Origin of the sequence: Pseudomonas sp. MWU16-30317, from assembly GCF_020515695.1 — a bacterium.
In the GTDB taxonomy this organism is placed as follows: domain Bacteria; phylum Pseudomonadota; class Gammaproteobacteria; order Pseudomonadales; family Pseudomonadaceae; genus Aquipseudomonas.
Genome location: NZ_JAIWJA010000001.1, coordinates 677,453 through 691,446 on the forward strand (window position 1 = coordinate 677,453; position 13,994 = coordinate 691,446).

General features: G+C 57.7%; 8 protein-coding genes. 5 read left to right on the plus strand and 3 right to left on the minus strand.

All coding sequences use genetic code 11. From position 1 onward, the window contains the following. Nucleotides 1-8 precede the first annotated feature (8 nt). Entirely contained in the window at nt 9-4,079 is a 4,071-nt protein-coding gene (locus tag LIX93_RS03010) for an RHS repeat protein (RefSeq protein WP_226502523.1), read from the plus strand. Between the two features lie 50 nt (nt 4,080-4,129). Here the strand turns inward: LIX93_RS03010 and LIX93_RS03015 are convergent, their stop codons facing one another. Both LIX93_RS03015 and LIX93_RS03020 read right to left on the minus strand, forming a co-directional pair. Then, on the minus strand, nt 4,130-4,738 hold the full coding sequence (locus LIX93_RS03015) for a response regulator transcription factor (RefSeq protein ID WP_226502524.1): 609 nt from the start codon (nt 4,736-4,738) through the stop codon (nt 4,130-4,132). 62 nt (nt 4,739-4,800) lie between these two features. Continuing rightward, on the minus strand, nt 4,801-5,076 hold the full coding sequence (locus tag LIX93_RS03020) for a LuxR family transcriptional regulator (RefSeq protein WP_226502525.1): 276 nt from the start codon (nt 5,074-5,076) through the stop codon (nt 4,801-4,803). Between the two features lie 456 nt (nt 5,077-5,532). On the opposite strand from LIX93_RS03020, the gene LIX93_RS03025 reads away from it, so the two are divergent. From LIX93_RS03025 to ahpF, 4 genes are all read left to right on the plus strand, one after another. Then, nucleotides 5,533-7,554: a hypothetical protein gene (locus LIX93_RS03025; protein WP_226502526.1), complete on the plus strand. Its 2,022-nt coding sequence runs from the start codon at nt 5,533-5,535 to the stop codon at nt 7,552-7,554. A 630-nt stretch (nt 7,555-8,184) separates the two neighbouring features. Continuing rightward, nucleotides 8,185-10,614 (plus strand): autotransporter outer membrane beta-barrel domain-containing protein, encoded by a 2,430-nt coding sequence (locus tag LIX93_RS29680; protein WP_226502527.1) that lies wholly within the window; start codon nt 8,185-8,187, stop codon nt 10,612-10,614. 224 nt (nt 10,615-10,838) lie between these two features. Further along, on the plus strand, nt 10,839-11,402 hold the full coding sequence (gene ahpC / locus LIX93_RS03035; protein WP_226502528.1) for an alkyl hydroperoxide reductase subunit C: 564 nt from the start codon (nt 10,839-10,841) through the stop codon (nt 11,400-11,402). A gap of 255 nt (nt 11,403-11,657) precedes the next feature. Then, nucleotides 11,658-13,220 (plus strand): alkyl hydroperoxide reductase subunit F, encoded by a 1,563-nt coding sequence (gene ahpF, locus LIX93_RS03040; RefSeq protein ID WP_226502529.1) that lies wholly within the window; start codon nt 11,658-11,660, stop codon nt 13,218-13,220. Between the two features lie 54 nt (nt 13,221-13,274). On the opposite strand, the gene gloA is transcribed toward ahpF, so the two are convergent. Continuing rightward, a complete protein-coding gene (gloA, locus tag LIX93_RS03045) occupies nt 13,275-13,799 on the minus strand; it encodes a lactoylglutathione lyase (protein WP_226502530.1) in 525 nt (174 codons plus the stop codon). Nucleotides 13,800-13,994 lie beyond the last annotated feature (195 nt).

Genomic DNA, 13,994 nt, shown 5'->3' on the forward strand with positions numbered 1-13,994 from the left:
TGACCTAAATGACTTCTTCAACCGCTGTGCATTCCAATGCCTTTAATTTCATGAGCTTTATTGAAAGCGGTGTCGATCCGCGTACCGGGCAATATACGTTGGCGATCAACTTGCCGGCGCTGCAGTCCTATGATTTGAATGGCCCCGAGTTCCCGATATCCCTCAGCTATAATCCGCTCAATACCACGCATAGTGGCTATGGCTTGGGGTGGGACTTGAAACTTTCGCAGTATACGCCGGCTACCGGTATTCTCGCGCTGAGCACGGGGGAAACGTTCAAGTCGACGGCTACCGAGGGCGGCAGACTGGTATTCAAGGAGCAGAAACTCGACTCTTTTCGCTGTTTTGTAGACGGTAACGGCTGGTACCGTGTAGTCCACAAGTCGGGATTGGTGGAGTATCTCCAGGAGCAGGGCATTGCCGGTTATCAGGTGGCGCTGCCCCGTTATGTCGAGTCGCCTCAGGGGCATCGTTTGCAGTTGGACTACCAACCCTTCGGAAATTTTTTGCGGTTAGCCACCGTGCGCGACGACAGCTCTGTCCTGTTGCAGATTTCGATCGACGGCAAGCTGGTACACATCGATCAACGGCCGGGCGCCGCCGAGGACGGCGGCGCCTGGGCCCGCTATACTTTGCGGCTGGGCGCCGGCGACCGAGTCGATCGCATCAGCCTGCCATCGACACCCGCGTCCTCCTGGCGATTCACCTATGAATTGGCGAAAGGGATGTTGATCCTCAAGACCATCAGCTCGCCTACCGGTGCCGTTGAAACCCTCGAGTATCTGGATGATGGTCACGTTTTCCCCGACGGCTCAAGCGCAGCCGATCAACTGACCGATGATGGCGAACCGTTGTCCCTGTTGGCCCGGGAAGCGCGGGAGCGTTTCGAGCTTGGACGTCGCCAGCGCAGCGGCGAGTCGCCGGCGGTGACGCAGGCACGTGCTGCCGCCAAAGCCCGCCCGCCGTTGCCGCGGGTAACCCGCCACGTCACCGATCCGGGGTTCGGCCAGCCGGTGATCGAGGTCCGCTACACCTATACCCTCGATGGAAACCCCAGCATTCACAACTTTCTGGGGGCCGGCCTGAGCGATGTCATCTTCGAAGACGACGGGCTGGACAACATCTACAAGACGCGCACCGCTTATCGCTATGGCTCGGTCGAGACACTGTGGGTGGCCGGCGTGGCGGTACGATCCATCACTCGTACTTTCAACCGCTATCACCTGTTGATTGAAGAAAGCACCCAGCAGAACGACTCTATCAAGCGCGTTGTGACCCGTTATCACATCACTGAAGGGCTGGACTTCGATCTGCAGCCTGCTCAAGTCCAATTGCCCCGGCAAGTCGAGACCACTTGGAGGAATGTGGCCGCTGGCACTGCACGTACCGAGACTGAATACAGCACCTTCGATCGCTACGGCAACCCGACCGAAACAACGGCGGCCAATGGTGTGCGTGAGGTCAGTACCTGGTACCCCGCCGAAGCTTCCGAGGGCTGCCCAGCCCATCCTTACGGCTTCGTCAGCCAGTTGCGCGAGCAAACCACCTACCCGGCCAACTCTGCCTATACCGATGAGCCGGTTCTGCGAACTCGCTATCGTTATGCACTGCTGGATCCGCTGAACCTGATCCCTTACGAGTCCGGCCAACAGCCACCGGTGTCGGGCTCCTTGATGCCTTGGCTGGCACCTTCAAGCGAGCTGCAGACCACGCTGGTCAATGATAGTGCGACCGAAGTGCAGGTGAAGGTCAGCGACTATCTGCATGAACCGACGCACCCGGGAAAGCATGGTCGTGCCAAGTCGGTGAAAGTCACGCTGGGCGGTGTCACCACCTTCCCGGCCACGGGTGCGCCTGTGACCGCTGGCGGCTATGCATCGACCACCCAATACACGTACGAGAAAATATCTGCCAGTGCCACGCTGAAGACCGTAGAGACCACGACCACCTTCGATTCACTACAGAAGGTCATCAGCCGCCAAGCGTCGATACTGACCGGCAACGTCCTGCTTGACCACGACGATAATGGCGTGGAGATCGAAACGCAGTACAACGCGCTCGATCAGGTAACCGCTGAAATCGCTGCGCCCAACACCCCTGAGCGTGCCCAGCGCAGCTATTTCTATGGGTTGGTCAATGCTGCGGGCGAACAGGCCGTGCAACGGGTCGTCGATGTCAAGGGGGTGGAAACCCGTACGTATTTCGATGGTCTTAACCGCGCCATCAAAGAAGAGCGCCAGCTTTGCGACTCGCCGACCCGCGCCAGCGAGTTCGTGCAGACCTACGCTGCCAGCTATGACGCGCTGGGGCAGTTGGTCAGCGAAACCGAGTTTGATGTACGCTTGGGCGATGCTCCGGCGGTGTCCGATACTTCATTCACCAAGGCCGAATGGGATTGGTTGGGTCAAGACAGTCTGGCCTTGACGACTGTGTTTACGTACGACGATTGGGGCCAGCAAAAGTCGGCGACCGGCCCCGATGGTGTGGTGGACTACGAGCAGACCGACCCAGTGTCTCTGGAGACCAGCGCCTGGCGTACAGGGATTGGCAAGACCGTGACCAAGAACAACCTGTTCGAAAAGGCCGATTGGGTAGAGCGTCGGAGCGTTGCCGGAGGGTTGTATAGCAAGGAGGCCTCCGAGTACGACGGCCTGGGCCGGCTGCGCAAAGAGCAGGACGCGCGCGGCCGTGCGACGTCTTATAGCTATGACGTGTTCGACCGCCTGATCAGCAACGTGTTGCCGGACGGCGCGGTAGTCAAACGCGAGTTTGCAGCGCATAGCAGCGAAGATCTACCGACTTCCATCGGTGTCGTGGCGGCGGGCAAGACCTATCATCTAGGGACTCAGCAGTTTGATGGGTTGTCGCGCCTCACTGTTTCAATCATCGGCAACCGTCATCGAAGAAATACCTACAACAGCACCGGGTCGCAGCCGGATTTCGTGCACACGCCAGCCGGAGATATGATTGCCTACACCTACAAACCCCACCTGAGCGATGATCCGGTAACTCGGCAGATCGATGGCGGGCCTATTTCGGCGATCTACAGCCTCGACCAGCAAAATGCGCGGTTGTTGTCAGGCAGCGAGTCGGGGCATGAGTTCAAGCGCGAGTTCTTCAGTACAGGCGAGCTGAAGTCCGAGCGGCTCATCGATGCCAACGGCGAGCATGACATGAGCTACGTCTACAGCTTGCGCGGCCGACTGCTCAGTTACACTGACGTACTGGGCAATACCCAGACCCACAGCTATGACCTGGGCGGACGTCTGAGCGCCACTCGACTGGGAACCACTCACACTCGTCTGACGTACAACGCGTCGGGCCTGAACGATGGTATCAATACCCGGGACGATGCACTCGATCAGCAGGTCAACATTAGCCTGGAATATGACGAACAGGGGCGAGAGGTCCTGCGCACGTTCGACCTGGGCGACGGCCAGGTGCAAAAACTCGCCCAGGCCTACACCTTGCTCGACCAGATGAGCAAACGCACCCTCAGCGAAGCGGACACAGTGCTGCGGGAGGAAGGTTTCAACTACGACGTCCGCGGGCGGCTGGATACGTACACGGCCACCGGCAGTGAGGCGCCTTTTGATCCGGCGAACAAGCAGATGGTCAGCCAGGTGTTTCTGTGCGACGCCATCGACAACCATGAGATTGTCTTGACCGAGTTCAAGGAGGCTGACGGCACGTCAGGGAGCAACTTTGCCACGTACGCCTACAGTGCTGTAGATCCGGCGGTACTGGTAGAGATCACTAACGATCACGCAGCGTATGCCAGGTTCAACATGATCTTGAAATACGATGCCAATGGCTGCCTGCTGCAAGACGAGGAGGGCCGGGAGCTGGAGTACGATGGGCTGAGCCGTTTGGTCAGGGTCAAGCCGACCGACGCGGCGGAGCTGGATTATCGCTACAGCGCCGACGATCGGATCTGCCAAGCCGCCGCCGAACGCCGCTTCTACCGATCCGGAGAGCTGGTTAGCCTGGTCGAGGTCAACGGTGACGCCCGCACCATCGTGCGTGCGGGTGATGCCCTCGTAGCGGAGCATCAGACGCAACTCGCTCCCAAGGCATGACGCATGCCTGCACGGGGGCCATTATCGACCTTCGTGCAGAGTTGGACCTTTTAGCCGCTGGCGTCCAGGCCAGTGATGTAATCGAGCAGCGCGCTGTCATGGGCCAGTCCCAGCTTGTCCATGGCATTGCGTTTATGCCGGCTTACGGTCTTTTCACTGCGATGGGTAAGCAAGGCGATATCGCGACCCGACAACCCGTTGGCCATCATCCGTAATACCTCAAGTTCTCGTGCTGACAACGGATCGTTGGGTTGTTCCAGCTTGCGCATATAACTGGGACTGATATAGCGACGTCTCATTCCCGCCAGACGCGTCGCCCGCGGTAATTCGGTCAGGTTTTCGTTCTTGTTGTACAAACCCATGACGCCCATACGCAGTAACGCCCGCAATATGTGGGTACTGCTGAGCATGCTCAGCACGACGATCTGTACTTGGGGGTATTCGCGGCGTATGCGGCCGATCATCGTCAGGCCATCGGCCAGTTCGCCTTTGGGCATGGAAAAGTCCGTAATCAAGACTTTGCAGGTTACCCGAGCAAGCAAATCGAAAAGGCCGACCACGGTATTGGCGGTGCCGACCACTTCGAAGCCTTGACGAGGGTCGGCGCTAAGCGTTGCGGTAGTGCCGAGCAGGACGACAGGGTGGTCGTCTGCGATCATTACTTTGAGGTCCAAGATTCAATTACCCAGCAGATGGACGGCCGCTCCGGGCGCGGTGCGCCCTATGGTCCGGGGCTTAGCAGTCCCAGTCCCACGGCCATGATCAAGGCATGAGCACGGGTGCTCACATTCAATTTCCCCATGATGTTTCGGCAATGGAAGTTCACTGTGCATTCCTTGCATTCGATGATGTGGCCGATTTCCCATGAGCTTTTTCCCTGAGCGACCCACATTAGCACTTGTTGCTCGCGGCAGGTGAGCGAAATCGACCCCAGATGTTTGGCGGTGTCCGCATCGGCGGGGCTGGTGCTCAGGTGTTTGCGAGAATTCCTTGGCATGGCAATCACTCCCAACGGTGGATGCAGGTCGCTGGCTAGGACCTGCGTAGATGCGACTGGATACGCAATGGGTTATAGCCTGATTTGCCATGTTTGAAACCTGTAGGAAATGACAGGTTTTGCAGTTTAGTAGTGCTGCCGGAAGATTAATGTAGGACCTAATTGATTGGATTTGTAGGAATTTTCGACAAAAATGACAAAGGTCGAAATTTTCGATATATCTGGCGTTGCGCCGTTTTTTGATGAAATTAAATATTCACTAAAATAAAAGTCTTCATTTTTTGTACGCCAAGCCTAATGGCTATTTTATCTATAGCGAAGTGTTCTAAAAACCTGTCATTTCTTACAGTAGGCGAAATCCGTCATATGCCTCCTAATCCCGTGGTAAGGGCGTCCGCGCGTCATGTTGATGTCGGTAAACCCACAACCACCGAGTTCGATAAGGGAGTTGCAGATATGAGCTTCAACACCAGGTTGAAAGCAGCCAAGCAAAAGCGAGCGGATGAACGTGAACGTCGGCAAAAGGCTTACCAACATCTGCGGGCGCAGGCCTTATCGAAACGCAAACCGCGCGCTGACGATGAAGTAGCGGCGCCGTATTTCGAAACAAGCAATATGGTCGAGGACCGTTGGTTCAAGGCCGGGCAAAAGAACCAGGCGCAGCCTGTGTACCTCTTGGGATATTTTAACCCCTCAGAGTATCCTGGAGAAGTCGACAAGATTTTCCTTGAACGTAAGCATCAGGGCGAGCCGGACCTGACCTATCAACTGCTAGGTGAAGTCATTGAGCTAGAAGCCGTTGCCGGCCTTTTCCCGGTTCGTATATCGATGCCAGCAGTGTATATGAATGACGAAGGGGCGTTCGACTATCGCTTCCGTGTAGAGAGTTGGGCTGGGCCGGAGTCAACTTCCAAGGTGGTCAGTGCCATTCAGGACTGGACCCCACCTGGCGCAACAGACGAAATGCTCGCACCGGTCATATACCCGTTTGACCAGGAAACTTTTCTGGTCGACGATGCCTATATCGCCGGTTTGACCCAAGGGCTGGAAGTGGAAATCCCCACCTATGCCAATGACGACGCGGGCGATGTGATCATGTGGTCATGGCTGGGGCAAATTCCCGAAGATGGACAGCCGCTGCCTAACATGCAAGAAGCGTTGCTGGTGGATCGCAAGGTCACTGTTCCAAAGCAACTGCTTCTCGATACTGCCGAAGTAAACGGGCGCTGTTATTTCTTCTATTTTCTCAAGGACAAGCCCGGCAATATCAGCCGTCTATCCCAGGCGTTACCGGTCAAAGTTGCCAAGGGGCCAGTACCAGGTCCCATCGCCCGTCCTTCTGTGTTTCTGGCCAACCCGAAACTCGAGTACGCGGATATCGCCCAAGGCATTGATGTAACCGTTGGCCCGATTGGCGATTATTTCCGTTCGAGCGACTCCATCGTGGTGACATGGGGCGCTACTGATCTGCCGCCTGTTTACTTGTATAACGGCGTGGGTTTTCCGATGGATATCCGTGTGCCCAATGATGTGCTGCGCAAGGAATATCCGGAAGGCACCACGGGGGATGTCGACATCAAGGTGTCGTATCAGGTCTGGCGGGGCTATAACGCCTGGCCGTCGGCTGAGATTACCGTCATTGCTAACTTCGAGACCGTAGGTCCGCCCAATCCCGAGTGGCCCGAGCCGGTCAATCCCGACTTGCCGCGGGTAACCCTCAAGCCGTTCGCCGGTGACGACAACACCCTTGAAGGTAAGGACAACTTTGAGAAAGACGCGACCCTGAAATTTGCGCTTTTTGACGGCGCTAAAGAGGGCGACGTCATTCAGGCCTATTGGCGAGATGTTCCAGTCGGGGATCCACACTCCGTCGCAGCAGGTGACTTACCCGGTAGTCCCGTCGACATCAAGATACTCTGGGGGGTGATCCAGGCTGGCGGTAATGGTCTGGAGGTACCGGTTTCCTACAGCATCAGCGATCCCAGCGGCGCCAACGAGCTCTGGTGCAAACCGACGCCGGTTCTGGTCAACGTCGTCGAGTTGACCCTTATCGCCCCTGGTCTGCCGCAGGCGGAGGCGGACAACGAGCGCGCCATCATCAATTGCAGAGTCGCTCACATGGACCATGGTCGCATCCATATAAAGATCCCTCGTAACCCGCAGTTCGAAGACGGTAAAACCGAGGTGACCGTGTATTGGAAGGGCTATACGCGCGCTTCCGATGGTGGAGTGGGTGTCGAGATCCCTCAGAGTCATCAGACAAAAACGTTCAAGTGGAGCAGCACCAACGATATTTCCACGGTAGAGCCCGCAGAGGACCGGTTGTTCAGCTTGCACCCCGCCACAGGAGGCTCCGGTTGGTGCCAGTACTATTACACCATCGCGGTCGAGGGGTTGACGGTGACGTCGCAGATCAAAGAAAACCTTGTGACGATGGGGACCCCTGGCGGCTTGTGCGAGATACCCCAGTTGCCTTGAGTCAGAGACGCCGTGTGGGCGCAGTGATCCCGGTCGCTGCGCCCTGTTGGCGTCGGTACTGAATGATCGAGAAGCAAAATCAGACGTGTCCTAAAGAGATTACAAATCGTTGCAACTACCATGCGGACCCGCGAGGTGGGCACCCACCCATGCCCATCACTCCCCCTAGAGGATATCTTGTTGAATACGTCCCGCAACGCTTTGCCCGTCCGTCCCGCACAGTTCCCTTTGAGCCCCTTGGCGGGCCTGATCAGGTACCTGACCGTGGTGCCGTTACTGTGGAGTGGCTACTCGTTGGCAGGGGACGTGGATGGCACCACCGTTTCGCTAATCGATAATGATCAAGCCTATCAGGCCTGGAATGTGGTCAATGGCGGTGTATTCAATGTTATCAACAGTGATGCTGAGAGTATTAGCACCCTTGGGTCTACCGTAAATCTCAGTGGCGCAACTATCGGCTTGCGTGGGTCCGCCGGTACTGGCCTGAATAACCAAGGCTCCGCCCTGACTGTCGATAACAGCGTCATCTTCGGTACCGCAGTGGGTATGCGGGTCACGAGCACATTGGCCGGTCCAAGCACGGCCGTCATTCGAAATAGTCAAATAACGGGAGGGACGGGAGGCATTAATGTGGCGGAATCCGACCTGACATTGATCAATTCGCAGGTAACCGCCACTGGCGCCAATGGCAACGGTTTGAGTTCCAGTGGCGGTACCATCATGCTGATCGATAGCCAGATCAAGGGCGGCAATTTCGGCATTACCGTAATACGGCCGGCCAACAACGGTATTTCGGTGGTCGATCTTGATAACACCTCGGTAGAAGGGGGCACGGGTGCTGCGATCAATGTGTTCAATCGGGGCTTGACCACCTCAGTGATCAATATCCGCAACGGCTCGACCCTGGTGGGCGGTAACGGGGTAATCCTGGACGTCAATGGCAGCAGCAAGGTACAGGCCAACGTCAGCAACAGCGATTTGACGGGCAACATTATCGTGCATGCGCCCATTGCAGGGTTCGGTGATGCGCTGCTGGATTTGAGCATGAACAGCGCCAGCCTCACTGGCGATGTCGACGCGCAAGACGGTAGTGTGGCCAACCTGGCACTGGCCAACGGCAGTCTGCTGAGCGGTAATTTCAATCTGGCCGGCGCTAGTACGGGCAGCCTGAGCCTGGGCAGTGGCAGCCAGATGACCGGGTCAGTCAACCTGGCCGATACGACGGACGCACAGCTGAGTTTGGCCACTTCCAGCCTGTTGCTGGGTGACATCAACCTGATCGACGCCAGCAGCGCCACCTTGAACCTGGACAGCAGCCAGATGACGGGTTCGGTCAACCTGGCCGGTACCAGTTCGGCACAGGTAAGCCTCGCCAATGCCGGTCATTTGCTGGGCGATCTCAACCTCAACGACGCCAGCAGCGCTAGCTTGAGCCTTGACAGCAGCAGCCAGATGACGGGTTCGGTCAACCTGGCCGGTACCAGTTCGGCACAGGTAAGCCTCGCCAATGCCGGTCATTTGCTGGGCGATCTCAACCTCAACGACGCCAGCAGCGCTAGCTTGAGCCTTGACAGCGGCAGCCAGATGACTGGCTCGGTCAAGCTGGCTGATACCAGCACTGCGCAAGTAACCCTGGCCAATGGCAGCCAACTGACCGGTGACGTGATCGCCGCCGCCGGCACAACCGCCAACGTCACCCTTGACTCGGGCTCCTTGCTGACCGGTCGTCTGGAAAACCTGCAGTCGCTGAGCATCAACAATAACGCGCAATGGCAGATGGTCGAGGACAGTACGGTCGACACGCTGAGCTTGAACGGCGGACGTGTGCGCTTCGGCGAGGCCACGGACTTTCAGACACTGAACGTCGGCGATCTGTCAGGCAACGGCACATTTGTCATGGACGTCGATTTCGCTTCGGGCGACCGTGACTTCCTCAACGTCACCGGCAATGCCAGCGGCAATCACGAGTTGCTGATCGCCAGCACCGGCACCGATCCGGTCAGCGACACCAGCCTGCACGTGGTGCATATCAACGCGGGCGATGCGACCTTCGGGCTGGTGGGCGGCGCTGTCGACCTGGGCACTTGGTCCTATGGACTGCGCGGCGAGGGTACCGACTGGTACCTGGATGCCTCGCAGAAGACCATCAGCCCCGGTACCGCCTCGGTGCTGGCGTTGTTCAACACCGCGCCTACCGTGTGGTACGGCGAGTTGAGCTCGCTGCGCAGCCGCATGGGTGAATTGCGCAGCAACAGCAGCCAGACCGGGGCGTGGAGCCGGGTCTACGGCGCCAAGTACGACGTCAGTGCCAACAATGGCCTGAGCTACAGCCAGCAGCAGAATGGTTTCTCGATCGGTGCGGATGCGCCGCTGCCCGTGGGCGACGGCCAGTGGCTGTTGGGGGTGCTGGCGGGTCATAGCGACTCCGACCTGAGCCTGGCCCGCGGTTCCAGCGGTACGGTCAAAAGTTACTATGCGGGGGTCTATACCACCTGGCTGGATGCCCAGAGCGGGTACTACTTTGATGGCGTGCTGAAATTCAACCGGTTCAACAACGACTCCAAGGTCAATCTCAGCGACGGTACCCGTACCAAAGGCAGCTACGACAACAACGCACTGGGCGCCTCGGCGGAGTTCGGCAAGCATATCAAGCTCGATGATGGCTACTTCGTCGAACCCTCGGCGCAGTTGGCCACGGTATTCATTCAGGGGCGCGATTACAGCCTCGACAATGACATGCAGGCCAGTGGCGAACGTACTCGCTCGCTGCTCGGCAAGCTGGGCGCCACGGCCGGACGCCGTTTTGATCTGGGCGAAGGGCGCTATGCCCAGCCTTATGTGCGGGCGGCCTATGTGCATGAATTTGCCAAGGGCAACGAGGTGTCGGTCAACGGCAACAGCTTCAACAACGATTTGTCCGGGTCGCGTGGCGAACTTGGGGCGGGCCTGTCGGTGGCCATCGCCGACAAGTGGGACGTGCATGCCGACTTCCAGTACACCGATGGCGAGAAGCTCTCGCAGCCTTGGGGGGCTAACGTAGGGGTGCGGTTTAGCTGGTAATTCGGCGTTCCGCTGGTTCGGCCTCTTCGCGGGCAAGCCTTGCACCCACAGACCGAGTTGTACTTGTGGGAGCAGGGCGTGCCATCCTCGCGTCCATGACTCTTTATAGTGTCCATCGATAGGCAAAAGCAATCGCACACATCGACTTTGCCAATGGGCACGATGGGCAAAAGGCCGTTAGGATACCCCCCATCAGATTATCAACCCTGAAGGAGAGTCACCTGATGCCTATCATCAACAGCAAAGTAAAACCATTTAACGCAACTGCCTTTCACAACGGCGCGTTCGTAGAGGTTTCGGAAGCTAACCTCAAAGGCAAATGGTCCATCTTTTTCTTCTACCCAGCCGACTTCACCTTCGTCTGCCCGACCGAACTGACCGACCTGGCTGACAACTACGCTGAATTCCAGAAGCTGAACGTGGAAATCTACGGCGTCTCGACTGACACCCACTTCGCTCACAAAGCCTGGCATGACACTTCGGAAGCCATCGGCAAGGTTCAGTACCCGCTGATCGGTGACCCGACTCACCTGATCTCGCGCAACTTCGACGTGCTGATCGAAGAAGCTGGCCTGGCTGACCGCGGTACTTTCGTGATCAACCCAGAAGGCGAAATCAAGATCGTCGAACTGAACGACGGTGGTGTTGGCCGTGACGCATCCGAGCTGCTGCGCAAAGTCAAAGCCGCTCAGTACGTTGCCGCCCACCCGGGCGAAGTCTGCCCAGCCAAGTGGAAAGAGGGCGAAGCGACTCTGGCTCCATCGCTGGACCTGGTTGGCAAGATCTAAATTGCCAACGGCGCTGAGAGCATCTCCCTGATGCTCCCATCGCCAGCCATATCCACCCTGTGGGGGCGCGCGCTGCCCGCGAAGAGGTCGGCATTATCGACCTTGAAGGCTTGGCGGGCACAGCCCGCTCCTACAGGTGTGAAGGTAATGATCCGCTGTATATTTTATTTTTGAACCCGCATCGACCACTCTGCTGATAACAGCGGGCGGGATTGTTGCGCCTTTATTTTCAGACACCACCAAGGAATCGCCCTCATGTTGGACGCCAACCTCAAAGCGCAGTTGAAGTCGTACCTGGAACGGGTCACCCAACCGATCGAACTCGTCGCCTCGCTGGACGACGGCGCCAAGTCCCAGGAGTTGCTGGGGCTGCTGCAGGATATCGATGCACTGTCGGACAAGATCACCCTGCGCAGCGATGGCCAGGATGCACGCAAGCCGTCGTTTTCCATCAATCGCCCAGGTGCGGACATCGGCGTGCGCTTTGCCGGCATCCCCATGGGCCATGAATTCACCTCGTTGGTACTGGCCCTGCTGCAAGTGGGCGGCCATCCCTCCAAGGCCAGCGAAGAAGTCATCGCCCAGATCCAGGCGCTCGACGGCGAGTACCTGTTCGAGACTTACTTCTCGCTGTCGTGCCAGAACTGCCCGGACGTGGTCCAGGCGCTCAATCTGATGGCGGTGCTCAACCCGAAAGTACGCCACGTGGCCATCGACGGCGCACTGTTCCAGGACGAAGTCGAGCGACGTCAGATCATGGCGGTGCCGAGCCTCTACCTCAATGGTGAAAACTTCGGCCAGGGCCGGATGGGCCTGGAAGAAATTCTCGCCAAGCTCGACACCGGCGCGGGTGCTCGTCAGGCCGAGAAACTCAATGCCAAGGAAGCCTTCGATGTGCTGGTGGTCGGTGGTGGTCCTGCCGGTGCGGCGGCGGCCGTATATGCCGCGCGTAAAGGCATTCGTACCGGCGTGGCTGCGGAGCGCTTTGGCGGTCAGGTGCTCGACACCATGGCGATCGAGAACTTCATTTCCGTCAAGGAAACCGAAGGGCCGAAGCTGGCCATGGCGCTGGAGGAGCACGTCAAGCAGTACGAAGTCGACATCATGAACCTGCAGCGTGCCGAGAAACTGATCCCCGCCGTCGATGGCGGCCTGCATGAAGTGCATTTCGCCAATGGCGCGGTGCTCAAGTCCAAGTCGCTGATTTTGGCTACCGGTGCCCGGTGGCGCGAAATGAATGTGCCGGGCGAGCAGCAATATCGCAACCGCGGCGTCGCGTACTGCCCGCACTGCGATGGCCCGTTGTTCAAGGGCAAGCGAGTTGCGGTGATTGGTGGCGGCAACTCGGGTGTGGAAGCGGCCATCGACCTGGCCGGTATCGTCAGTCACGTGACCCTGATCGAGTTCGACAGCCTCTTGCGTGCAGACGCGGTATTGCAGCGCAAGCTGCACAGCTTGCCGAACGTGACGGTGATCGCCAACGCGTTGACCACTGAAGTGACCGGCGACGGTCAGAAGGTCAATGGCCTGGTCTACAAGGATCGCATCAACGGCGTGCTCAACACCGTCGCGCTGGAAGGCATATTCGTGCAGATCGGCTTGCTGCCCAATACTGACTGGCTAAAAGGCGCTATCGAGTTGAGCCCGCGTGGTGAGATCATCGTCGACGCCCGGGGCGAAACCAGCCATCCCGGCATATTTGCCGCAGGTGACGTCACCACTGTGCCGTACAAACAGATCATCATCGCCATGGGCGAGGGCGCCAAGGCATCGCTGGCAGCGTTCGACCACTTGATTCGCACTTCCGCACCGGCTTGATACTGTATTGGCATAGATAAAAAAACCCGCGAATTCGCGGGTTTTTTTATACCTTCACGCCATTGGCGCAGGTTGGATGATTTCGACCCAGTAATCATCCGGGTCCTTGATGAAGGCCAGATGCTTCATGCGGCCATCGCTCAGGCGCTTTTGAAAAGTCACCCCGAGTTCTTCAAATCGGGCGCACGCAACTGTGACATCCGGAACCGAAATACAAATATGGCCGAAACCGCGTGGGTCGGTATTGCCATTATGGTAGGCGAAGTCGGCGTCTGATTCAGTGCCATGGTTATGGGTCAATTCCAATACGCCGGGAATCGACTTCATCCATTGATGGCGTTCTGCGTCGTCTTGGGGGATTTGCTGTTTATCGACCAAGGCGAGGAAGTAGAGGCTGAATTGGGCTTCAGGGAAATCGCGTTTATCCACCAGGCTGAATCCCAATACGCGGGTATAGAAATCGAGCGAGCGGGTAATGTCCTTGACGCGCAACATGGTGTGGTTGAACACGAACTGTTGCGTCGCTGTGTCAGGGCTCGCGGTTACGCCGGCCAAGGTGTTAAGGGTGTCGAGACTCATGAGGGCTCCGTTGGAAAATGATCGTCGCCAATGCAAAGCGTCTTGCGACGGGGCTGATCAATAATACGCAGGGAGGGCGCTAATGCCAAATGCACGGCCGGAGTGGAGCGAATGTGAACAAATATTCAGGAGAGTGGAGTTCGAATGAAGCGCAGGAGAGGATTGAAACGGCGGAGCGAGAAATAAGCAGCCCGC

What these genes read in the sequence shown, in the direction of transcription:
- LIX93_RS03010 (WP_226502523.1), top strand. Translation starts at nt 9, where the DNA reads ATGACTTCTTCAACCGCTGTGCATTCCAATGCCTTTAATTTCATGAGC.
- LIX93_RS03015 (WP_226502524.1), bottom strand. Translation starts at nt 4,738, where the DNA reads ATGATCGCAGACGACCACCCTGTCGTCCTGCTCGGCACTACCGCAACG.
- LIX93_RS03020 (WP_226502525.1), bottom strand. Translation starts at nt 5,076, where the DNA reads ATGCCAAGGAATTCTCGCAAACACCTGAGCACCAGCCCCGCCGATGCG.
- LIX93_RS03025 (WP_226502526.1), top strand. Translation starts at nt 5,533, where the DNA reads ATGAGCTTCAACACCAGGTTGAAAGCAGCCAAGCAAAAGCGAGCGGAT.
- ahpC (WP_226502528.1), top strand. Translation starts at nt 10,839, where the DNA reads ATGCCTATCATCAACAGCAAAGTAAAACCATTTAACGCAACTGCCTTT.
- ahpF (WP_226502529.1), top strand. Translation starts at nt 11,658, where the DNA reads ATGTTGGACGCCAACCTCAAAGCGCAGTTGAAGTCGTACCTGGAACGG.
- gloA (WP_226502530.1), bottom strand. Translation starts at nt 13,799, where the DNA reads ATGAGTCTCGACACCCTTAACACCTTGGCCGGCGTAACCGCGAGCCCT.